The organism is Nocardia niwae NBRC 108934 = DSM 45340 (assembly GCF_001613465.1).
GTDB lineage: Bacteria > Actinomycetota > Actinomycetes > Mycobacteriales > Mycobacteriaceae > Nocardia > Nocardia niwae.
In genome coordinates, this window is record NZ_BDCK01000046.1 from 22,617 (window position 1) to 44,662 (window position 22,046).

General features: G+C 68.8%; 21 protein-coding genes and 1 pseudogene. 12 read left to right on the top strand and 10 right to left on the bottom strand.

Annotated features, from left to right (window positions below; all coding sequences use genetic code 11):
* Positions 1–26 precede the first annotated feature (26 nt).
* A complete protein-coding gene (locus NNI01S_RS28950; RefSeq protein WP_439956153.1) occupies positions 27–1,484 on the top strand; it encodes an MFS transporter in 1,458 nt (485 codons plus the stop codon).
* A gap of 131 nt (positions 1,485–1,615) precedes the next feature.
* On the opposite strand, the gene NNI01S_RS28955 is transcribed toward NNI01S_RS28950, so the two are convergent.
* Positions 1,616–2,587: a helix-turn-helix transcriptional regulator gene (locus NNI01S_RS28955; RefSeq protein ID WP_063023970.1), complete on the bottom strand. Its 972-nt coding sequence runs from the start codon at positions 2,585–2,587 to the stop codon at positions 1,616–1,618.
* Positions 2,588–2,676: 89 nt separating this feature from the next.
* Here NNI01S_RS28955 and NNI01S_RS28960 point away from each other — a divergent pair, with 89 nt between their 5' ends.
* Entirely contained in the window at positions 2,677–3,318 is a 642-nt protein-coding gene (locus NNI01S_RS28960) for a TIGR03086 family metal-binding protein (RefSeq protein ID WP_063023973.1), read from the top strand.
* Positions 3,319–3,458: 140 nt separating this feature from the next.
* On the opposite strand, the gene NNI01S_RS28965 is transcribed toward NNI01S_RS28960, so the two are convergent.
* Genes NNI01S_RS28965 through NNI01S_RS28980 form a run of 4 tightly spaced genes read right to left on the bottom strand, consistent with a single transcriptional unit; the run spans position 3,459 to position 7,033 of the window.
* Positions 3,459–4,433: a glycine betaine ABC transporter substrate-binding protein gene (locus NNI01S_RS28965; RefSeq protein WP_063023975.1), complete on the bottom strand. Its 975-nt coding sequence runs from the start codon at positions 4,431–4,433 to the stop codon at positions 3,459–3,461.
* Positions 4,430–5,194, bottom strand: a complete 765-nt coding sequence (locus tag NNI01S_RS28970) for an ABC transporter permease (protein WP_063023977.1) — start codon at positions 5,192–5,194, stop codon at positions 4,430–4,432. Before NNI01S_RS28970 ends, NNI01S_RS28965 begins: the two co-directional genes overlap by 4 nt.
* The gene (locus NNI01S_RS28975) at positions 5,191–6,390 is read right to left on the bottom strand and encodes an ABC transporter ATP-binding protein (RefSeq protein ID WP_063023979.1); all 1,200 of its coding nucleotides are present in this window, start codon (positions 6,388–6,390) and stop codon (positions 5,191–5,193) included. Before NNI01S_RS28975 ends, NNI01S_RS28970 begins: the two co-directional genes overlap by 4 nt.
* Positions 6,383–7,033: an ABC transporter permease gene (locus NNI01S_RS28980; RefSeq protein ID WP_063024073.1), complete on the bottom strand. Its 651-nt coding sequence runs from the start codon at positions 7,031–7,033 to the stop codon at positions 6,383–6,385. The genes NNI01S_RS28975 and NNI01S_RS28980 overlap by 8 nt, the downstream gene beginning before the upstream one ends.
* Positions 7,034–7,230: 197 nt before the next feature.
* Between NNI01S_RS28980 and NNI01S_RS28985 the strand changes: the two genes are divergently transcribed.
* The 3 genes from NNI01S_RS28985 (at position 7,231) to NNI01S_RS28995 (ending at position 10,088) form a co-directional block, all read left to right on the top strand.
* On the top strand, positions 7,231–7,836 hold the full coding sequence (locus NNI01S_RS28985) for a CHAP domain-containing protein (protein WP_084489377.1): 606 nt from the start codon (positions 7,231–7,233) through the stop codon (positions 7,834–7,836).
* 230 nt (positions 7,837–8,066) lie between these two features.
* Positions 8,067–9,194 carry a hypothetical protein gene (locus NNI01S_RS28990; protein ID WP_063024077.1) on the top strand — a complete coding sequence of 376 codons (1,128 nt, stop codon included), beginning with the start codon at positions 8,067–8,069 and terminating at the stop codon, positions 9,192–9,194.
* A gap of 180 nt (positions 9,195–9,374) precedes the next feature.
* Positions 9,375–10,088, top strand: coding sequence for a DUF1906 domain-containing protein (locus tag NNI01S_RS28995; protein WP_063023981.1), 714 nt, complete (start codon positions 9,375–9,377; stop codon positions 10,086–10,088).
* A gap of 241 nt (positions 10,089–10,329) precedes the next feature.
* On the opposite strand, the gene NNI01S_RS29000 is transcribed toward NNI01S_RS28995, so the two are convergent.
* On the bottom strand, positions 10,330–10,689 hold the full coding sequence (locus NNI01S_RS29000) for a hypothetical protein (RefSeq protein ID WP_063023983.1): 360 nt from the start codon (positions 10,687–10,689) through the stop codon (positions 10,330–10,332).
* Between the two features lie 129 nt (positions 10,690–10,818).
* Complete coding sequence (locus NNI01S_RS29005) at positions 10,819–11,619, bottom strand: Rv1157c family protein (protein ID WP_063023985.1); 801 nt, start codon at positions 11,617–11,619, stop codon at positions 10,819–10,821.
* A gap of 319 nt (positions 11,620–11,938) precedes the next feature.
* Between NNI01S_RS29005 and NNI01S_RS29010 the strand changes: the two genes are divergently transcribed.
* Positions 11,939–13,168, top strand: a complete 1,230-nt coding sequence (locus NNI01S_RS29010; protein ID WP_063023987.1) for a mannosyltransferase — start codon at positions 11,939–11,941, stop codon at positions 13,166–13,168.
* 120 nt (positions 13,169–13,288) lie between these two features.
* Here NNI01S_RS29010 and NNI01S_RS29015 read toward each other — a convergent pair whose 3' ends face one another.
* Both NNI01S_RS29015 and NNI01S_RS35500 read right to left on the bottom strand, forming a co-directional pair.
* Positions 13,289–13,576 carry a 4a-hydroxytetrahydrobiopterin dehydratase gene (locus NNI01S_RS29015; RefSeq protein WP_063023989.1) on the bottom strand — a complete coding sequence of 96 codons (288 nt, stop codon included), beginning with the start codon at positions 13,574–13,576 and terminating at the stop codon, positions 13,289–13,291.
* Positions 13,577–13,629: 53 nt separating this feature from the next.
* Positions 13,630–13,806, bottom strand: a complete 177-nt coding sequence (locus NNI01S_RS35500; RefSeq protein WP_085994939.1) for a hypothetical protein — start codon at positions 13,804–13,806, stop codon at positions 13,630–13,632.
* Between the two features lie 230 nt (positions 13,807–14,036).
* Between NNI01S_RS35500 and typA the strand changes: the two genes are divergently transcribed.
* The 6 genes from typA (at position 14,037) to NNI01S_RS29040 (ending at position 21,642) form a co-directional block, all read left to right on the top strand.
* Positions 14,037–15,935 carry a translational GTPase TypA gene (typA, locus tag NNI01S_RS29020; RefSeq protein ID WP_063023991.1) on the top strand — a complete coding sequence of 633 codons (1,899 nt, stop codon included), beginning with the start codon at positions 14,037–14,039 and terminating at the stop codon, positions 15,933–15,935.
* Positions 15,936–16,829: 894 nt separating this feature from the next.
* Positions 16,830–18,557, top strand: coding sequence for an ABC transporter family substrate-binding protein (locus NNI01S_RS29025; RefSeq protein ID WP_281180699.1), 1,728 nt, complete (start codon positions 16,830–16,832; stop codon positions 18,555–18,557).
* Entirely contained in the window at positions 18,554–19,438 is an 885-nt protein-coding gene (gene mshB, locus NNI01S_RS29030) for an N-acetyl-1-D-myo-inositol-2-amino-2-deoxy-alpha-D-glucopyranoside deacetylase (RefSeq protein WP_063024079.1), read from the top strand. Before NNI01S_RS29025 ends, mshB begins: the two co-directional genes overlap by 4 nt.
* Positions 19,439–19,540: 102 nt before the next feature.
* Positions 19,541–21,013, top strand: coding sequence for an amino acid permease (locus NNI01S_RS29035; RefSeq protein WP_063023996.1), 1,473 nt, complete (start codon positions 19,541–19,543; stop codon positions 21,011–21,013).
* A 36-nt stretch (positions 21,014–21,049) separates the two neighbouring features.
* Positions 21,050–21,208 (top strand): hypothetical protein, encoded by a 159-nt coding sequence (locus tag NNI01S_RS35505; RefSeq protein WP_169813033.1) that lies wholly within the window; start codon positions 21,050–21,052, stop codon positions 21,206–21,208.
* Complete coding sequence (locus tag NNI01S_RS29040) at positions 21,205–21,642, top strand: hypothetical protein (RefSeq protein ID WP_063023998.1); 438 nt, start codon at positions 21,205–21,207, stop codon at positions 21,640–21,642. The genes NNI01S_RS35505 and NNI01S_RS29040 overlap by 4 nt, the downstream gene beginning before the upstream one ends.
* 9 nt (positions 21,643–21,651) lie before the next feature.
* Here NNI01S_RS29040 and NNI01S_RS36740 read toward each other — a convergent pair.
* Positions 21,652–22,014 (bottom strand): annotated as a pseudogene (locus NNI01S_RS36740) (hypothetical protein).
* Between the last annotated feature and the right edge of the window lie 32 nt (positions 22,015–22,046).

Sequence of the window (22,046 nt, forward strand, 5' to 3'; positions counted from 1 at the left end):
TACACACCATATGTACCGTGCACATGGTGACTGTAGCTGCCGACGCGTCCTCGAGCGTCTCTGATACCGGCGACCGGCGGCGGCCCACGCCGGCCCTGCTCATCGCGACGCTCGGCATGGTCGGTGTCGTCGTCTCGCTCATGCAGACGCTGGTCATTCCGATCATTCCGTCGCTGCCCGTCCTGTTGCACACCTCCGCGTCCAACGCCTCCTGGGTCGTGACGGCCACGCTGCTGGCGGGCGCGGTGGCGACCCCCATCAGCGGCCGCCTGGGCGACATGTTCGGCAAGCGCCGCATCTTGTTCGCGAATCTGCTGCTGCTGGTGGCCGGTTCGGTGGTCTGCGCGTCGTTCTCCACGCTGCTGCCGGAGATCGTCGGCCGCTCGCTGCAGGGCGCGGCGGTCGGCGCGATCCCGCTGGGCATCAGCATCATGCGGGACGAGCTGCCCGCCGAGCGGGTGGGTTCGGCGATGGCGATCATGAGCGCCACGCTCGGCGTCGGCGGCGCGATCGGCCTGCCGGTGGCGGCGGCCATCGCGCAGAACGCGAACTGGCACATGTTGTTCTGGACTTCCGCCGTGCTCGGCGTCGTCTGCGCCGCCCTGGTGTTCGTCTTCGTGCCGGAATCACCGGTGCGTACGCCCGCCCGCTTCGACTTCGGCGGTGCGATCGGGTTGTCGGTGGCGCTGCTGGCGCTGCTCGTCGCGATCACCAAGGGCGCGGACTGGGGCTGGACCAGCGCCCCGATCCTGAGTCTGTTCGCGGTGTCGGCGGTGGTGTTCGTCGGGTGGGGCGCCTTCGAAATGCGGCAGCGTTCGCCGCTGGTGGACCTACGGGTTTCGGCGCGGCCGAGGGTGCTGTTCACCAACGCGGCCTCGATCGCCGTCGGTTTCGCGCTCTACGGCATGTCGCTGACCTTCCCGCAGCTGCTGATGGCGCCGGAGCAGACCGGATACGGCTTCGGGCTGTCCATGATCAGCGCGGGGCTGGCGCTGGCGCCGACCGGTTTCGTGATGATGCTGCTGTCGCCGGTGTCGGCCCGGCTCTCGGCGAGCCGTGGCCCCAAGGTCACCCTCGCGCTCGGATCGGCGGTGATCGCCGTCGGTTACCTGTGCGCGGTGGTGTTGATGAACAGCGTCTGGGAGATCATGCTCGCCGCGGTGATCGTCGCGGGTGGTGTCGGCCTGGCCTACGCGGCGATGCCCGCGCTGATCATGGGCGCCGTGCCGATCACCGAGACCGCCGCGGCCAACGGCTTGAACTCGTTGATGCGCTCGATCGGCACCTCGACCTCGGCGGCGGTGATGAGCGTGGTGCTGGCGCACATGACCATCCAGTTCGGCCCGCACCTGCTGCCCTCGCGCGACGGGTTCCACACCACCTTCCTCATCGCGATGGCGGCCGCGCTGGTCGCGATCGGCCTGACCATGTTGATCCCGATGCGCAAGACCGCCGACGCGGCGACCACCACCGGGCATTCCTGACGGCTGCCGTCCTCGGCGCCGGTTGCCGTGGTCCGCGACGGCCTGCCGGGTGCCGAATCCGCGCGAGGTGTGGTGCGCCTGCCCGTGCACCGCGTCGGTAATCGGCGACTCACATTCGATCGCTCTCTGAGTCAGGTGTCGGCGACGGCCTCGGTGTACCGGCGGCCGAGGGTCCGGATGTGGGCGACCAGCTCCGGCGGGCCGTCGACGCGGAAGTCCATCATCAGCATGGACAGGTAGATGGCGATCGTCTCCAGCGCGTCCGCGCCGGTGTACAGCACACAGCTGTCCGCGTCCACCGCCTCGACCACGCCGACGGCGGGATTGATCCGGGCGATGACCGTTTCGGCGGGCGCGAGCACGGTGACCCGGGCCTGCACCCGCCACCCGGTCGTGGCGATGTGGCGCATGACGAAGGCGACCAGATCGTCGTCGGGCAGCGCGCGGGCGGCGAAACGGCGGGAAGTCGTCTCCGCGCGCACGACGCGGGCGACCGGAATCGCCCGCCAGGAGTGGTCTTCCAGGCTGTAGACGACCAGGTACCAGCGGCGCTGCCAGTTGATCAGCCGGTACGGCTCGATCTCGATCGAAGACTCGGCTCCGGGTTCCGCGATGCGGACCGTCGCGCCGTCACGGATGGCACCGGCCAGGGTGGTGAGCACGGCGGCGGGCACCGGCGCGTCCGGTTCGCGCGACCCGGTGGTGGCCGGACCGATCGCCGTCGCCTCACGCAGTGCGGACACCTTGCGCTGCAATCGTTTCGGCAGGATCTGATCCAGCTTGCCCAGCGCTTTGGTGACGTGCTCGGCGATGTCCGCGATACCGGTTGAGCCGTCCTCGGCCAGCCCGACCGCGACGGCCACGGCCACCGCTTCGTCGTCGTCCAGCAGCAAGGGCGGCATGGTCGCGCCGCGGCCGAGCCGGTAGCCGCCGATCGCGCCGCGTCCGGCGTGCACGGGATAGCCCAGCTCGCGCAGGCGCTGAATGTCGTTGCGCAGGGTGCGATCGGTGACGCCGAGCCGCTGCGCCAGCTCGCGGCCGGTGTGCGCACGGTCTTGGAGCAATGCGAGCAACCGCAGCAGACGCGGTGTGGTCGACGCCACTTTTCTTCTCCTCACCAATTAGGAAGAAAATCAGCCTAATGCGCGAATAGGCTTGTGTCATCAGCAAGAACGACCGAAAGGCTCCTGACATGAACGCCACCACCACCGCCGCCGCGACCCTGCGCCCCGTGTGGCGCGACGTGCTCGCCGACTCCCACCGGGCGCTCGAGAGCGTCGTCGCCGGTGTGCGCGCGGATCAGTGGCACCTGCCCACCCCGTGCTCGGAATGGGATGTGACGCAGGTCGTGCAGCACGCCGCCGGTGACCAGCTGGCGTACGCCAAGTCGCTCGGCATCGGCGACGGTCCGGCCTACAACCCGTTCGCGCCCTCCGGCACGATCGACGGCACCCCTGCGGACCTGGTGCGCGCGGCGATCGAGCAGACCGCCTTCGCCTGGACCACGGTCGCCGACGACACCGATACCGTGCCGACGCCGCTGCCGCACGGTGCGCTCGCCACCCCGGTGGCCGCGGTCCTGTGCGCGCTGGACGCCGCGGTCCACGCCTGGGACATCGCGATCGCGACCGGCCAGTCGTCCCCGTTGTCCGACGAACTCGCCGCTCACCTGCTCACCGCCGCCCGGGCCACTCATCCCGCGCCCGGCACCGGCGAGACGGCGGAGATCACCGAACCGCTGCGTCAGTGGGGCGCCTACGCCGCGATCGTCGACGGCCCGGCCGACGGCGCCCTCGGAGAACTGCTGCGGTACCTGGGCCGCGATCCGCGCTGAACAGGGTCGGGCCGCCGCGGGGCGCATCGAGCGGGCCCCGCGGCGGGTGTGACCGGCGCCCCGCCGGTCCGGCGGTGCGAACCGCCTCGGGCTTATCTCTTGAAACCAGTGGGTGTGGGGCGTCTCTCCGCAACGGGGGATCAGAGCGCGGTGACGAACCCTTGGGCGACCATCCAGTCCCGCGCCACCTCCGCGGGTTCGCGTCCGTCCACATCGACCTGACGGTTGAGTTCGGTGATGACCTCGTTGGTGAGGCGCTGCGAAATCGGCGTCAGAACCGTGATCACCTCCGGGTGCTCCTCGGCAAAACTCTTGCGCAGCACCAGCGCCGCGTTGTATTTCGGGAAGAACCCGCGATCGTCTTGCAGCAGGACCAGATTCAGCGCCGGGATGCGGCCGTCGGTGGCGGCCACCGAGCCGAAGCGGCACTGCTTGCCGTCGGCGGTCGCCTGGTAGACCACCGGGTCCTGCACGATCTGCTTGCGCACCCTGCCCGCATCGATCTCGTATTTGCGGGCCAGGCCGGGGAAGCCGTCCTGCCGGACATTGAATTCGGTGCCCACACAGATGGCCGCGGCAGCGGGATCGGTGGCGACCAGCCCGGCGTAGTCCGACAGTGTGCGCACGCCGGTCTCCTGGGCGGTTCGCGCGCTCATGACCAGCGCGTAGGTGTTGTTCATCGGCGCCATCGCCGCCCACACCATGCCGTGCTGGGCGAGGTCGGCGTCGCGCACCGCCTCGAACTGCCCCATCTCATCCGGCACCGGCGTCTCGTTGCCGAGGTAGTTGATCCAGCCGGTGCCGGTGTAGTCGTAGGCGAGGTCGATCTGCCCGTGCAACTGGGCGTCGCGCACGCTGTTGGAGCCCTGGATGTTGGTCAGGTCGCGCACCTGGGCTCCGGCCGCCGTCAAGGCGAACTCGATGAGATACCCGAGGATGTTCTGCTCGGTGAAATCCTTGGAGCCCACCGTGATGCGCACGCCGTCGAGTTCGGGAACGGGGCGGATGCTGCCCGGCCCGACCCGCAGCGGCACCGCGCTGCCGGATTGCAGCCCGCAGGCGGCCAGCAACGCCATCCCCAGTCCGAGGGCGAGCGCGCGCCACACCCTGGTCATTTCAGCCCCCTCGGCCCGAGGAAGGCTTCGGCGACCGCGCCGAGCCAGTCCACCAGCAGGGCCAGTGCCACCGCGAGCACGGCGCCGACCACCAGCGTGACGTTGTCGCGCAGCTTGTAGCCGGTGTCGATCAGGATGCCGAGCCCGCCCGCGCTCACCAGGAACGACAGCGTCGCGGTGCCGACCGCGAGCACCAGTGAGGTGCGCAGCCCAGCCAGGATGTAAGGCACCGCGAGCGGAAACTCGATGCGGCGCAAGACGGTCAGGGCCGACATGCCCTGGCCCCGGCCCGCGTCGACGAGCGTGGGGTCCACCTGCTGGTAGCCGAGGATGGTGTTGCGCAGCACCGGAAGCAGCGAGTAGAACGCGATCGGCGCCACGCCGATCCAGAAGCCGGTGGTCCGGGTGGCCAGGTAGAACAGCACGATCAGGCCGATGGCGGGCGCGGCCGCGCCGATGTTCGCGATGCCGACGAAAACAGGTGTGAGACGCCGGAATCGCGGTCTGGTGAGCAGGGTGCCCAGCGGGACGGCCACCGCGACAACGATCAGCACCACGGTCCCGGTGATCAGCACGTGCTGCCAGGTGACGGTCGCGACGTTGCCCGCGTTCAGGCTCGCTCGCTGCGTGGCGGTGAGGTCGCGGGTGAACGCCCACACCAGCACGCCCGCGGTGAGCACGAGGACGACCAGGGGTTGCACCACCAACCGGAGGCGTTCGGCCCGGCGCTGGGCGGGGGGAGCCGCCGTGGCGGTGGTCATGGCGCGCCGTCCGTCCCGGACCGGCCGACGCCGTGCTCGGCGCGCAAGGCCGACAAGTGAGCGACCAGGGTGTCGATGGTGATCAACCCGACGTATTCGCCGCGCGCCCCGGTCACCACCGCGGTCGCGCTCTGATGTGTCAGCAGGGCGTCCAGCGCGTCCTGCAGCGTCGACTTCAGCGACAACGTCTCCGGCACCGGCGAGCCGAGGTCGTGCAGCGAGCCGGCGTGCGCCAGTTGTTCGGCCGACACCCAGCGGCGCGGGCGGCTCTGACCGTCCAGCACCAGCGCCCAAGGCCAGTCCCGGTCCGCGAGCGTGGCGCGCAGGTCGTCGACCTGGTCCTGCTCGGTCACGGTGGGGCAGTCGCCGAGTTCGACATCCCCGACGCGGGTGAGGGTGAGCTGTTTGAGCGAGGCGTCCGCGCCGACGAAACCGGCGACCGTCTCGTCGGCCGGGTCGGCCAGGATCGCCGCGGGCGTGTCGTACTGCAGGATCCGGGATCGGTCACCGAGCACGGCGATGCGATCACCGAGCTTGACCGCCTCGGTGAAATCGTGGGTGACGAAGACGATCGTCTTGCCGAGCTCGCCCTGCAGGCGGAGCAACTCGTCCTGCAGCAGCCCCCGGGTGATCGGATCGACCGCGCCGAACGGCTCGTCCATCAGCAGCACGGGCGGGTCGGCCGCCAGCGCCCTGGCCACGCCGACGCGCTGCTGCTGGCCACCGGACAGCTGCCGGGGATAGCGGTCGCGGAAGGTATCGGGGTCCAGTCCGACCAGCTCCAGCATCTCGTCGACCCGGGCCGCGATGCGCCGCCGGTCCCAGCCGATCAAGCCCGGCACGGTCGCGACGTTCTTCGCGACGGTCAGGTGCGGGAACAGTCCGGCCTGCTGGATTGAGTAGCCGATGCCGCGGCGCAGCCGGTCGGGATGGATCGTGGCCGCGTCGCGCCCGTCGATGGTGATGGTGCCGGAGGTGGGCTCGATCAGCCGGTTGACCATCCGCATGGTGGTGGTCTTGCCGCAGCCCGACGGACCGACCAGCACCACGATCTCACCGGCCGGGATGGTCAGCGAAACGCTGTCCACAGCCGGATCACGCTGCCCCGGATAGTGTTTGGTCACCGAGTGCAGCACGATCTCGACGCCGGAGACGACGGACCCCACTGTCCCGTCCGGTGTTTCGGTCTCAGTCACGGATTCCCCTCGAGGTGGTGAGCCGTCCGATCAGCACGTAGATCCCGTCGAGTACGAGTGCGAGCACGACGACGAGGATCGTGCCGACCAGAGCCTGTGGCAGTGCGTTCGGACTGCCCAGACGCGCGAGCCCGGAGAAGATGAGGTTGCCGAGCCCGGGGCCTTTGGCATACGCGGCGAGCGCGAGGATACCCATGATCAACTGGGTGCTCACCCGCATGCCCGCCAGGATCGCGGGCCAGGCCAGCGGCAGTTCGATGCGGGCGAGCACCCGCAGGCGATTCATCCCCACGCCGCGCGCCGCATCGGTCACGGCCGGGTCCACCGAGTCGAGTCCGATGATGGTGTTGCGCAGGATCGGCAGCAGTGCGTACACCACGAGCGCGGTGATCGTGGGCGCGACGCCGAGGCCGAGGACCGGGATCAGCAGGCCGAGCAGCGCGAAGGACGGCACGGTGAGCACCGCGCCCGCCAGCGCGGAGGCGACCGAGGAACCGAACGGGCTGCGGTAGACCAGGACTCCGATGAGCACCGAGACCACCGTCGCCAGCAGCACCGATTGCACCACGGCCGAGACGTGCAGGTAGGAGTCGACCAGCAACTGGTGCCGCCGGTGCACGATGAATGTCCACAGCGTGTCCAGGGCCGTACCTCCCCATCGGCTGGTCTCTCCGGAGACTAGCGCGGTTTTCCCGGTGCCGTACGCGATTTCGGCTCGTACGGGTTGCCCGCAGCACGATCGGCGAAACCGATCGGACGGCCTCGGGAACCGTTCGGCGTGCTCGCGCGTCGAAATCCATAAGCTCGACAACAGCATCACACGAAGGGATCGGGGGAGCGATGGCACAACAGCTGGGATCGCGAGCGGGGCGGTGGATCGCGCTCGCGGTGGTGGTGCTCGGCGTAGCCGCGGCGGTGCTCGCCACGGGCTTGTGGTGGCAGGACCGAGCGGATCGCGGAGCGGTCGTGGGCGAGCGTCTCACCGAGTTTCCCGCACTGGACCGCTCGGCGCTCGACGCGTCTCGAGCCGGAATCGTCGCGGTCGCCGAGCGTGAGTTCGCCGAGCCGGGCGCAGGCACGAAATACGCGGAAGGCGCCGAGGAGGCGTGGTGCGCCGATTTCGTCAGCTGGGTGCTGCGCGAGGCCGGGGTGCCGCTGGCCAACCCGAATTCGGGCTCTTGGCGGATTCCCGGCGTCTACACCTTGCAGGAGTACTACGAGAGCGTCGGCCGGTTCGTCCCTGGCGGCTCCGGCTACCACCCGCGGACCGGTGATGTACTGCTATATGGGGAATCCAGCCCGTTCGGACAGCACACGAACATCGTCCTGCGGGCCGACGCCGGCCAGGTGACCACCATCGGTGGCAACGAATACGGCGAGATCCGAATTCATCGCTTCGCGCTGGACGAGGTGCCCGGCGTGGTCGGTGTCGGGCGATTGGAATGAGAACCCTCCCCGGTGAGTGGAATCTGTCCGATATGCGGGTGAAACGGCGTGCCGGATGGTCCTACGATGGAGACGGCGGCGCCCGGCAGCGCCGCCGCCGGTCCCCGCCCTGCTTCCCCCTCATCGGCAGGACGGGGATCTCTGGCTGACCAGTGCGTTCCGGGGCGGTGCAAGATCGGTCGCGTACCGTGTCGGGTGTCCATCGAGAGGTGAGGGTTCCGGAACTCCTGATGCATCCGACCGACGAATCGAGTAGTGCGCCCGCCTGGATCGACTACGCCGAGTTCGGCGAGCGTTTCGTCACGCACGCGGTGAACGCAGCCCGCATCGAATCCGCCATCTCCGGCATGACGGGCCGTGGCTTGACCATCGGCCCCGTCTCGATCGGCCCGGCCGGACTCGCCGGTTTCGTCGCCGAGGGCAAGGTCGGCGCGCCGCGCGTGCTGCACAGCGGCCCACGGGTGACGTTCGTGGTGACCGTCCCGGTGTCGCTCACACTGAAAGTGCTGCTCGGCGGCCGGAAACTGCGCTTGGAGGCCAGGGTCGAGATCGATCTGACCCTGCACGCCCGCACCGCCGAACCCGTGCTCATCATCATCGACATCCCGCCGATCACCCAGCGCGACATCAGCTTCGTCCTGCGCGCCCAAGCGGTCGAGTCGGCTTGGGAATGGCTGCTGGATCCGATCGCGGGGGTGGTGCAGCGGGAGGTCGCCTCCCGGGTGAACGCCATGCTGGCCGATCCGCAGACCCGCCGTGGGCTGGTCTTCGACGTGGAGGCGATGGTCGCGGGCAAAAGATCGGCATATCGGGACAGGCGCGCGTTCGATTGGATCGGCTACGACGAGTTCGGGCATCGGTTCTTCACCCGCATCGTGACGCGCGACCGGGTGCACGACGTGGTGGAACGCCTGGCGGGCAGGCAGATCGAAGTCGGGCCGCTGCGGACGGGCCCGCGCGCCAGCGCCGTCGTCACTGTTCGCGGAGCGGTCCGGATGCCACGACTGACGGACCGATCGGCGGATCCGGTCGCCTTCGACCTGAGGCTGCCGGTGAGCCTGGACATCACGGTGGACGTGCTGAAAGCCAATCGTTATCGCGCCGACGTGGAGGTGCCGTTGGTGCTCACCGCCCGCGCCGCGGACCCTTTGCGCGTGGTGATCGACGTACCACCGCCCGATCCGGCCGACATCCGGATGGAGTTCACCGCCCACGGCGCGCGCGCAGCCGCCCTCGGTGCGCTCGCCGGGATAAAGAAGCAGGTCATCGCCCAGGTGGCGGCGGTGATACGCAAAGAGCTGGCCGACCCGTCGATGCGCACCATCGACGTCGCCGCGCGCATCGACGGCGTCGCCTGACCACTCGTCACCAGCCGCGCACGGTGTGGCGAATGTGAAACATGTTTCTCCTGGGTCTGGCGGTTCCCATGTGAATGTGGTGAAATGAGTTCACGTTCGAGGCTCCCGGCGCGCGTGAGGTTTGGGGAAGGTGCGCCGGGCACGCTGCTATCCATGTCGGGTTGCGCGAAGGAGTCGACGATGCGTTCCATTTCGGTATCCCGGCGTGATCTGTTCGCCTACGCGGCCGCGGCGGCCGTAGCCGGCGTCACCGCCGCCGCAGCTCCCGCCGCCGCGCGGCCCGCGCTCGGCACCTTGGTCGATTACGCGGGCGGCGTCCCTTCGGCCGCGGCGATCCGCGACGCGGGCCATATCGGCGTCATCCGTTACGTGTCGGATCGCAGGCCGGGCGCCGAGTGGATGGCGGGAAAACCGCTGCGCTCGCCGGAAGTCCGCGACCTCGAGGCGGCGGATCTGCGGATCGTCTCGTGCTATCAGTTCGGCAAGGGGCCCACCGCGGACTGGCGCGGCGGGCTCGAGGCGGGCAAGCGGCACGCCGAGCGCGGCCTGGCGTTGCATCGCGCCGCCGGCGGCCCGGACAACGCCCCCATCTACGCGTCCATCGACGACAATCCGTCCCCGGTCGACTTCGCCACCATGATCGCGCCGTACCTACTGGGCTGGCAGGCCGTGCTCGGCAAGGAGCGCACCGGCATCTACGCGAACACCCCGACCATCGAGCTGGCCCACACCGCGGGATTGTGTTCCTGGTACTGGCAGCACAACTGGGGAACACCGAAGGGCTTCGTGCACCCCGTCGCCAACCTGCACCAGTTCGAGATAGACAAGCGCTCGATCGACGGGGTGGGGATCGATGTGAACAACGTGCTCACACCCGAGTACGGGCAATGGTGAAGAAGCCACATTCGTCCACGTTTCGGTGCCGAATCGCTTGATCGGCCCGTACGTCCGACGTCCGTAGCCGGGTCGACGCCGGGAATTGCCGCTGCGTCGGTGAAAGGTCGCCCGGGTGGTCATGCCCTTATCACCGCGGGGCAGCATGATCCCATCGACGCGCTGATCGGCTACCCGCACTACGGCGATGCGGTCCGACTTGTGCGCCGCCGTCGTCGGCCAACACAGTCGCGGCCGGATATTACGTCTGGCAGTGGCTGATCGGGGTCGCGCGGAGGTCGGGTTCGTCGTCCGGGACGACCCGCAGGGAGGGGCGGCTGTCCGGGGCTTCGTGGTCGCCGAGCCAGCAGAACAGCGACCACCGGGACAGGCCGGAGAACGCGGAACCGAGGCTGGCGAACGAGAACGACGAGATCGCAGAACCGAAGGATCCCACCGACCCGATCGACAGCACGGAGCCCACACTGCCGATGGACAGGACCGAATAGGCCGACCCGATGGACAGGATCGACCCCTCCGAGCGGATGGACAGGATCGAGCGGTGCGAGCGTCTGCTGCGGATCGAATGAGTCGTGCGTATCGAGTGATCGATGGTCGCCATAGTTAGCGGTCTACCACAGTCCGGACGATTCGTGGGGCGTCGCGGCGGATCCGTTCGAGGTTGTCGCGGAGTACCCGGGAACGACCGAGGGCGGCGACCCCGATGGAGTCGCCGCCCTCGGACGGAAGCTCAGCCTACGGTGAAGAACCCGAGCGTCGGCAGGAACGAGCAGGTCCGCGCCTCGCCGTCGCCGGACTGGGTGGTCAGCGAGCCGGAGACGACCGCGACGACGCGGCCGAAGCCCGTGTCGGCGATCGCCGACAGCGTGGCGGGGCCATCCGGGTTGATCTTGGCCTCGTCGGTCAGCGGCAGGACGCCGGACTGACGCGTGTCCAGGTTCAGCCACTGCACCGTCATCGGCGGGTTCTGCACCGGCGTCGGCGACTTGGTGCCGAGCGCGGTGAAGACGAACCCGGTCTGACCAGCCTTCGGTCCGGGCGGCGGCAGCGTGGCCGGACCGGGGACGGCCAGAGCGGTGCCCACCGAGTCGGCGCTCGGGCCGATGCAGCCCTTGCCGATGGTCGGGTAGAGGAACTGCGCGATCGCCGGACCGTCCTGCGGCACCTCGGGACCACCGCCGCCGCTGCCGTCGAGGAAGGTGATGATCCGTTCCAGTGTCGACTTGATCTGCGGCGGGAGGTTCAGGGTGGCCAGCAGCCTGCGTGCCTGATCCAGAATGGCCGACTGCGGGCCCGCGACGCCTGCGGGGCTCGCGATATCCGCCGGTCCCGCGACGGCGCCGACGATGGCTGGGGCGAGTGCGGCCAGCGCGTCCACCGGAACACCTTCGGGAACCATGGGAACGCTGTTCGTAAGCGCCGCGGGGGCGGGCGCAGGGGCCGCGATTGCTGTCGTCGGCGCGGCAAGCGTGGCACTCGCCGCGATGGCGAGTGCGGACAATGCGATCCGCGATCCTCGGGTGCGAAGCACTGGTCTGGCCGTCCTTACCTCGGGTACATCAGGGTTCGATTGCTAAAAGCCATCGTTTCGGGGTCACTCTAGGGACATTGCGGCTATGTGTACAGCCGCGGCGACCGGAAGGCGCCGTGGACGATCAGTGTGAGCCGAATTTACCGCGCCCCGATGTTACTGGTGTGAAAGTTGATGCAAATGTTACCGGTGGTTCGAGGGTTCCACCGACCGCATTCGCGCTGCGGTTAATCTAATCGTTGCCGTCCGCGCTGTTACCAGAACATCGAAGTCCGGGCGCGCCCGCCGACGCACCGCACCCGAGCCGAAAGCCAGCGATTTGAATCGTCACCTCCGATGGGCTTTGTCGGTGCTGGTGCTGTCCGTGCTGGCCCGGTTGCTCTGGATGCTGCTGTCCCGGAACGGGATGAACCTGGTCGACCTGCACGTCTACGTCGGTGGGTCGGCCGCGCTGCTGACCGATCAGCTCTACGACTTCACCTATGCGGAGAAGACGCCCGACTTCCCACTGCCGTTCACTTATCCGCCGTTCGCGGCGTTGGTGTTCTTCCCCTTGCACTACCTGCCGTTCACCGTGGTCGCGGTGGCCTGGCTGCTGGCTATCGCCGCGGCGCTGTACGCGGTGGTGCACATCAGTCTGGAGTTGATCTTCGGGGCGGAGCGGCTGCGCACGCCGCAGTGGCGGGCCGCCACCGTCGGCTGGACCGCGCTGGGCCTGTGGCTGGAACCGGTACGAACCACGATGGATTACGGCCAGGTCAACGTCTTCCTGGTGCTCGGCGGAATGCTCGCCGTGCGCAGTTCGCGGTGGTGGATCTCCGGCGGACTGGTCGGAATCGTCGCGGGCATCAAGCTGACGCCGGCGATCACCGGCCTGTATTTCGTCGCGCGCAGGCGCTGGGCGACCGTGGCCTGGTCGGCGGTGGTCTTCGGCGCGACGGTTGGGGTGAGTTTCCTGATCGCGCCGGTGGAGGCGCGCCGGTACTTCGGCACCCTGCTCGGGGACGCCGACCGGATCGGCCCGGTGGGGTCGGTGTGGAACCAGTCGCTGCGCGGCACGCTGAGCCGGATCCTCGGCTACGACGTGGAATCCGGGCCGTGGTGGATCGCGGCCGTGCTCGTGGTCGCGCTGCTGGCATTCCTGGCTTGGCGCGCGCTCGGCCCGGACGACCGGCTCGGCACGCTGATCGTGGTGCAGCTGTTCGGGCTGATGGTCTCGCCCATCTCGTGGTCGCATCACTGGGTGTGGCTGCTGCCGACGGTGCTGTGGCTGGTCTACGGGCCGCTGCGCCGGGCGCCCGGCGCGCGCGTCGTGGCCGGTTACTGGCTGGTGACCATGCTCGTCGGCGTGCCGTGGGTGCTGTCGTTCTTCCAGGATTCGATCTGGACCATCTCGCGCCCCGGCGTGCTGTCCTGGCTCGGCGCCGTCGACGTGCTCGGCGTCGTGGTGTTCTACGTCTGGGTGATCCGCTTCGGGCCCCGGTTCGCGAGCTCGAACCCCGCCGAGGGAACGAGAGAGAGCGCCGAGGGCCGCGCGCGCACGGCGTAGTCACCTCGCAATCGAAGCGGCTCGGATCCGATCCGACCGCCACAACCGGGCTCGGCGACCGGTCGCACACACGCGAGCCATGAGGGGCTGCGAACACTCAGCGCCGCAGGCGCTGAAAATTCAACACAACCGATCTATCCGGTGTGCCAGCGCGACGTCGAGTGCGGTGAGCCCGCCCGCGGAGTGGGTGGACAGGCTGAAGGTGACTTTGCGCCAGCGAATGTCGATGTCCGGATGGTGATCGGCTTCTTCCGCGACTTCGGCGACCCGGCGCACGAGTTCGATGCCCGCGGGGAAGGTGGGCGCCTCGACGGTGCGGACCAGGGCGTCGCCTGATCTCGTCCAGTCCGGCAGTTCGGTGAGGGCCTCGGCGATCTCGGTATCGGAGAGCAGTGTCTGCTGGGCCATAACACTCCTTACTACTCGCCTCGGGCCGCCCCGGAAAGGGGGGGCGGCGGGGGTCAGGCGGCGCGTGCCTGCTTGAGTGCCTTCTTCAGATCCTTGCCGGTGACTCCGGCCGCTTCGCACTTCTTCATCCGCATGATGACCACGGGGCACTTCAGGCAGCGCGTCTTCTTCCGACAGCACTTCTTCTTGGGTTTCAGGCTGGAAACCTTCTTCGCTTTGACCTTGCCCACGGCAGTTAGCGTACCCTAAGTACAAAGCCTGAAACGTTGCGCGAACGGACTGCCGGTAGGGTGTAGCTGGCCGCGATGCCCGGTGAGTTTCGATTCTCCACCTGTCTGCAAGGAGCCCGGCGTGAGCGTCAGGACCCGGAGGCGGCAGCCTGCGTAACCGCGCAGGGTCCCGTCCAGGCCGGACACCGAGCACCGTCGGCTCCCACACCGAACAGCAGGAGGATTCAGGCGTGTCGTCTGCACGCGATTTTCGCAACGTCGCCATCGTGGCCCACGTCGACCACGGCAAGACGACCCTGGTCGACGCCATGCTGCGCCAGTCGGGCGCTTTCGCCGAGCGGGCCGAGCCCGTCGACCGCGTGATGGACTCCGGCGACCTGGAGCGCGAGAAGGGCATCACCATTCTCGCCAAGAACACGGCGGTGCACCGCCACCACCCGGACGGCTCGGTCACCGTCATCAATGTCATCGACACCCCCGGCCACGCCGACTTCGGTGGCGAGGTCGAGCGCGGCCTGTCCATGGTGGACGGTGTGGTGCTGTTGGTGGACGCGTCCGAGGGGCCGCTGCCGCAGACCCGGTTCGTGCTGCGCAAGGCGCTGGCCGCCTCGCTGCCGGTGATCCTGGTCGTGAACAAGACCGACCGCCCCGACGCCCGCATCGAGGAGGTCGTCGAGGAGAGCCACGACCTGCTGCTCGATCTGGCCTCGGATCTGGACGACGCCGCGGCCGAGGCCGCCGAGCTCGCCTTGGATCTGCCGGTGCTGTACGCCTCCGGGCGTGAGGGCAAGGCGTCCAAGGAACGTCCGGAGAACGGCAACGCCCCGAACGCGGAGAACCTCGACGCGCTGTTCGACGTGCTGCTGGAATACATCCCCGCGCCGAAGGGCGATCCGGCCGCGCCGTTGCAGGCGCACGTCACGAACCTGGACGCCTCGGCGTTCCTCGGGCGTCTCGCGCTGGTCCGCATCCACAACGGGGAACTGCGCAAGGGACAGAACGTCGCGTGGATGCACGCCGACGGCGTCAAGCAGGTGAAGATCACCGAGTTGCTGCAGACGATCGGCGTGGAGCGGCAGCCGGGCGAGGTCGCCGTGGCGGGCGACATCGTCGCCATCGCGGGTATTCCGGAGATCATGATCGGCGACACCCTCGCCGACATCGACGATCCGGTCGCGCTGCCGCGCATCACCGTCGACGAGCCCGCCATCTCGGTCACCATCGGCACCAACACCTCGCCGCTGGTCGGCCGGGTGCAGGGCCACAAGCTGACCGCCCGCATGGTGAAGGCGCGCCTAGACCAGGAGCTGGTCGGCAACGTGTCGCTGCGCGTGCTCGACATCGGCCGCCCGGACGCCTGGGAGGTGCAGGGCCGTGGTGAGCTGGCGCTGGCCATCCTGGTCGAGACCATGCGCCGCGAAGGCTTCGAGCTGACCGTAGGCAAGCCGCAGGTGGTCACCAAGCAGGTCGACGGCAAGGTGCACGAGCCGTACGAGGAGCTGACCATCGACTGCCCCGACGAGTACCTCGGCGCGATCACCCAGCTGCTTGCCGCGCGCAAGGGCAAGATGGTGCAGATGAGCAACCACGCCGCGGGCTGGGTGCGGATGGAGTTCATCGTTCCCTCGCGTGGCCTGATCGGCTTCCGCACCGACTTCCTCACCGAGACCAGGGGCACCGGCATCGCCAACGCCGTGTCGCACGGCTACGCGCCGTGGGCGGGTGAGATCCGGGCCCGGCACACCGGCTCGCTGGTCTCCGACCGGTCGGGAACGGTGACCCCGTTCGCCATGATCCAGCTGGCCGACCGCGGTCAGTTCTTCGTGGAGCCCGGCGCGGATACCTACGAGGGGCACGTCGTCGGCGTCAACCCGCGCGCGGAGGATCTCGACATCAACGTCACGCGCGAGAAGAAGCTGACCAACATGCGCAGCTCGACCGCCGACGTGATCGAGACGCTGGCCAAGCCGTTGCAGCTGGATCTGGAAGGCGCCATGGAGTTCTGCGCTGCCGACGAGTGCGTCGAGGTCACCCCGGAAGTGGTCCGGGTGCGCAAGGTGATCCTGGGCCAGAACGAGCGGGCCCGGGAACTGTCCCGGCGCAAGGCGAGGGACCGCGCGGCGCTGTAACCGCAGGCCGCGAACGGGATTCGACGTCGCTGCGGTGAGGTCGAATCCCGTTCGCCGGTCGGCAGAGGGCTCGCACGCTGTCGCGTGCGCCAGGACCCTCCGGTATGCCTCGAATGTCGTCGGCATTTTATCCCGGAGATATTAGCGGTCGGTGAGGCGGTCCGAGATTTTCGACACTGCTTCGTGATGTGAATTCGGCGGCGTCCGGTGCGGAATCGTCTCTCCGAACTCGGCCGAGCTGTCGGTGCTATTTCCGGCAGCCCATTGTGTGGCGGTGAAATGGGAAACGCGCGGAATTCGACCCGGCCGCCTCTGGCGTGTGCTCCGGTTCGGGGACCTGGGGAAATTCGGAAAGACACCGCGCTACGGAAGTTGCGCACAGTGCGGTGAAGCTCGACCCGCTTTATGGCGTAGCGTCCTGGACGGCCCGCGCGGTCGGCCCGAATGAGCCTCCGCGGTGGCTGGACAACTTGCGATGCAGCTGTTCTGCGGCTGTGGGGTCGGCCGTGGCACCTATGGATAGGTCCCCGACGCAGACAGTTCACTTCTTGTTCGGTAGGCCGGCGCAATAATTCACTTTCGTGCGCGAGTGCATTCCACTCGTGGTCGGGCGAACGCCGGAGAGGTGCATCCGGATTGCCGGACAACTCCGCGTATATTCGCCGCAGCCATGCGGGTACGCCGATTATTTGCGGATCTTCCGGCGGGTATGAACGTGTGGTGTCCGAGGCCGTGCGGCGAGCTCGTCTTTGTGCGCCGCAGATATCCGCGCGATCCTGTCGTTTTCCCGCTCGTCAGCAGGAATCTGGGAACGGACTCGACCGTGCGGTAGAGTTCCCGAGCGTGAAAGTGGGCGCAGGAAAACGCGCAGCGTGGCGCACGTTGTTGCCGGCCGTGGCAGTGCTGACCTTGATCAGCAGCTGTGCCGCGAATCCGCCGCCGCCCATCGAGAGCACCGACAGCCCGAAGACCACACCGGTCAAGCCCGCGGAGACGACCGTGGTGGTCGCCTTGGACACCATCGGGACCGCCTTCAATCCGCATCTGCGCTCGGACCAGTCCGCCGCCACCTCCGCGATCGCGTCACTGGTGTTGCCGAGCCCGTTCCGGCCGGTGCTCGATCCGGCGCGGCCCGGGGCGACGGCCTGGGTGCCGGATTCGTCGTTGCTGGTCTCCGCCGAGGTGACCGCGCAGGAGCCGTTCACGATCACCTACAAGCTTCGCAACGAAGCGTCCTGGTCGGACGGAGCGCCGATCGCGGCCGAGGACTTCCGCTACTTGTGGCAGGAGATGGTTTCGGAACCGGGGGTCGTGGATCCGGCCGGGTATCGGATGATCTCGGACGTGAATTCGTCGGCCGGTGGCAAGACGGTCACCGTCGTGATGTCGCAGCCCTATCCGGGCTGGCGCGAATTGTTCACCGATCTGCTTCCTTCCCACCTGCTGAAGGACGCGCCCGGCGGGTTCGCCCGGGGGATGAACGGCCAGGTCAACGGCGTGCGGGTGTCCGGAGGACCGTTCGGGATCCGCTCGGCGGACCCCGGCCGCGACGAGATGCTGCTGGAACGCAACGACCGCTTCTGGGGTACACCGGCGATGCCGGGCCAGATCCTGCTGCGCCGCGGCGGCACGCCCGCGCAACTGGCCGGCTCGCTGCGCACCGGCGACGTCCAGATGGCGCTGGTCCACGGAGGCGTCGCGACCCAGGCGCAACTGGGAGCGATTCCCTCCGTGCGGACCGCGATCATGCCGCAGTCGCGGGTGCTGCAGATGGTGCTGAACGGGCGCAAAGGTGAACTGAGCGATCCGCGGGTCCGCTCGGGTGTGCTGGCCCTGCTGGATCCCGCCTTGCTGGCGACCGTCGGTGCGCAGACCGGCAATTGGGTGGAGCCGGTCCGGGCGCAGGTGCTCGCGCCGTCCGACCCCGGTTACGCCCCGACCGCCCCGCCGCGACCGTCGGCGGAGGAGGCGTTCGGGTTGCTGGCCGCCGCGGGGTACGGCCGCGCGCCGGAACCGCCGCACGCGATCTCTCCAACCTCTCCGGCGCCGCAGCCGCGCACCGTGGGTAAGGACGGCAAGCCGCTGGTCGTGCGCATCGGCGCCGTCGACCGGGACGCCACCGCCTTGGCCGTGGCCAATACCGCCGCCGACCAGCTGCGCAGCGCGGGCATCGACGCGACGGTGCGCAGCGTCGCCGCCGACGAGCTGTACGGCAAGGAACTGCTCGAGGGCACGGTGGACGCGATCGTCGGCTGGGAGGTGGCCGGTTCCGATCCCGCGACCGTGCTGGCATCCCGCTACGGCTGTCCGCCGCCCGCGCCGCCCGGAATCACCGGCCCGGCGCAGGCCATCGCGGAGGCGGCGCAGCGAGCTCCGAGCAATCTGTCCGGGATATGTGATCCGGCTCTGCAACCGGCGATCGAGGAAGCCCTGCGCGGCGGCGACGTGGGGCGCGTGCTCGCCGAAGCGGAGCCGAAACTGTGGGCCATGGCGACGGTGCTGCCGATCGTGCAGGACAACGCCGTCGCCGCGGCCGGTCCCCGGCTGGACGGCGCCTCGCTCAGCGGCGCGATCCAGGTCGGCATCTTCGGTGATGCGTCCATGTGGCGCAGGATCCCGTGACGGCGGCGACGGGCGGGTTGCTGCTGGTCCACGCCCACCCGGACGACGAATCCATCACCACCGGAGGCACGATCGCGCACTATCGCGCGCGCGGTGTGCCGGTGACGGTGCTGACCTGCACCCTCGGCGAGGAGGGTGAGGTGATCGGCGAGGAATGGGCGCTGCTCACCGCGGAGCACGCCGACCAGCTCGGCGGCTACCGGGTTCGCGAGCTGGCTCGTGCGCTGGAAGCGCTGGACGCGGGCCCGCCCCGTTTCCTCGGTGGCGCGGGGCGCTGGCGCGACTCCGGCATGGCGGGCACGCCCGCCGCGCACAAGCCGCGGGTCTTCGTGCGCTCCGGGCACGAGGCGGTGCGGGCGCTCACGGAGGTACTGCTCCAACTGCGGCCGCGCGTCGTGGTCGGCTACGACCCGAACGGCGGCTACGGCCACCCGGACCACATCCGGGTCCACGAGATCACCACTGCCGCGGTAGCGGCCGCAGCGGACCGGGGATGGGACACGCCGAAGTTCTATTGGACCGTCACCGACGCCGACATGCTGCGCCTGCACACCGCCGCGCTGGCCCGGCGCACGGCCGCGGGCCTGCCCGGCGCGCTGCCGCCCGGGTGGCGGTTGCCCGCCGAAGGCGAGCTGGCCAGCGTGCCCAGCGACGCGGTGACCACAACGATCGACGTCTCCGAGGTGCTGAGCGCCAAGCGCGCCGCGTTGCGGGCGCACGCCACCCAGGTCACCGTCGCGCCTTCGGGCCGGGAATTCGCGCTGTCGAACAACGTCGCGCAGCCCGTGCTGCCCGAAGAGCACTTCATCCTGGTGCGCGGCCTGCGCGGCCCGCTCGGCCCGGACGGGCGCGAGCACGATCTGTTCGCCGGCCTGGACTGACGCGGATTCTCCTCTGCCTGAGGGTTGCCCTCGAGCGGTTTCGGCGCGGCGGGTACCGTTCGGCGAGATCTCGCGACATCGAAAGGGAGGGTCCGGCGTTTCATGACGGCGCGCGGCGACACAGACCACCACCTCAGCATCGAGGACCACGGGTACCACAAGAGTCTGAAGCCGCGGCAGCTGCAGATGATCGCGATCGGCGGGGCCATCGGCACCGGCCTCTTCCTCGGCGCGGGCGGGCGGCTGGCCAGTGCCGGACCCGGATTGTTCCTGGTCTACGGCGTGTGCGGATTCTTCGCTTTCCTCATCCTGCGCGCGCTCGGTGAACTCGTGCTGCACCGGCCCTCCTCCGGGTCGTTCGTCTCCTACGCGCGCGAGTTCTTCGGGGAGAAGGCAGCCTTCGTCGCAGGCTGGATGTACTTCCTGAACTGGTCGATGACCGGCATCGCCGACACCACCGCCATAGCGCAGTACTTCCACTACTGGTCCGGGTTCTCCTCCGTTCCGCAGTGGGTCCTCGCCCTGATCGCCCTGGTCCTCGTGCTGAGCGTCAACCTGATCTCGGTGAAGTGGTTCGGCGAGATGGAGTTCTGGGCCGCGCTGGTGAAGGTGTTCGCGCTCAGCGCCTTCCTCATCGTCGGCACGATCTTCCTGCTCGGCCGTTTCACCGTGCACGGGGAGGCGACCGGACCGAGCGTGATCACCGAGCACGGCGGGTTGTTCCCGACCGGCCTGATGCCGCTGGTCGTCGTGGTGTCCGGTGTCGTGTTCGCCTATGCCGCCGTCGAATTGGTCGGCACCGCAGCGGGCGAGACGGAGCAGCCGGAGAAGATCATGCCGCGGGCGATCAATTCGGTGATCGCCCGGATCGCCGTCTTCTACGTCGGTTCGCTGGTCCTGCTCGGGTTGTTGCTGCCGTACACGCACTACACGGCCGACGAGAGCCCGTTCGTCACCTTCTTCACCATGCTCGGCGTTCCCGGTATCGGCAGCGTGATGAACCTCGTGGTGCTCACCGCGGCGTTCTCCAGCTTGAACGCGGGGCTGTACTCGACCGGTCGCATCCTGCGCTCGATGTCGATGAACGGCAGCGCACCGAAGTTCACCGGGGTGATGGGCAGCAACGGCGTTCCCTACGGCGGCATCCTGCTCACCAGTCTGATCGCGCTGGTCGGCATCGCGCTCAACGGCATCGTCCCGGACCGGGCGTTCGAGATCGTGCTGAACATGGCGTCGCTGGGCATCGTCGCCTCCTGGGCCACCATCGTGTTGTGCCAGCTGCAGTTGTGGCGCTGGTCCGTCCAGGGACGCGTCCAGCGGCCCGCGTTCCGAATGTTCGGCGCGCCCTACACCGGGCTGCTCACGCTGGTGTTCCTGTTCTTCGTGGTCGCCCTGACCGGGTTCGACTATCCGGTGGGGACCTGGACCGTCGCGACCATAGCCCTGATCGTCCCCGCGCTGATCATCGGTTGGTTCGCCGCGCGGAAGCGGGTCCTGGCCATCGCCGCGGAGCGCGGCGGCCCGACCGGGGAATTCCCGGTGGTCGCCAGCCTGCCCGCCGACCGGAAGAATTGATCATGCGGCTGACAGCGCCGGAATAGACTCGGCAGTATGTACAACTGGGAGCTCCAGAACGCGATCGCCGCGTTCGTCGACAGCATGCGACCGCACTGGCAGGAGCAGCACGACTTGTATTCGACGGTGTTGTACGCGTTCGCCGATATGCAGAGTCATCTGTTGACCCTCCTCGGCTACCCGCCGGTGCCGTGACGACGAAAATCGACGACCACGCAGGCGACCGCGCTCCCGTGGCAGCCGAAGCCACCCACCGCCCGATGGGCGTCGCGGGCCTGGCGATCCTGGTGCTGCTGATTCTGAACGCCCTGCTCACTTTGGCGCTCGAGGTGCTGTACCTGCCGACCTACCTGGGCTCCGTCGCCTTCCCGATATCCGCCGTGGTGGCGGGCGTGGTCAACGTGCTGCTCGTCGCGGGCGCGCGCTCGGTCTCCCGCCGGCCCGCCGTCCTGGGCCTTCCGCTGGTGGTCTGGACGTTCGGCTTCCTGGTGTGCGCGAGCACCGGGCCGGGCGGGGACGTCCTGCTGGGCAGTGATTGGCGTACGGCACTGCTGTTGTTCGCCGGGTTGCTGCCGCCGCTCGCGTACCTCTACATCCAGGCGAACGCGAGCGTCTTCGGTCGCCGCTGAACTCGGCGGTCACGCGAGCCGGACCGCCAGCGTGGCGATCACGGCGTCGGTGCGGGCGCGCAGCGCGGCGGTCAGCACCGGTCCGCGCGGATTGTGCAGCGGGCGTTGCCGCCAGTGCCGGGCTTCGACATGCGCGAGCAGCACGGTGACGCCGCGCCCGGCGGCGGTCTGCTTCCGGACCTAGCCGACGAGGGTGGACACCAGACTGCGGTGCGGGCACGGCAGCACCGCGAGCGGAATGCCTGGATCCCACTCTTTCCATTGCGCGCTGAGCCTTTTGGTCGTGGCCGGATCGATGTCCGCGGCCACCGCGACGATCTCGCCCCGCATACGCAGGGCGGCTTGCAAGGCGCGATAGGTCACTTCGCTCATGGTCACCACCGGGACATTGAACTCCGCCGTCG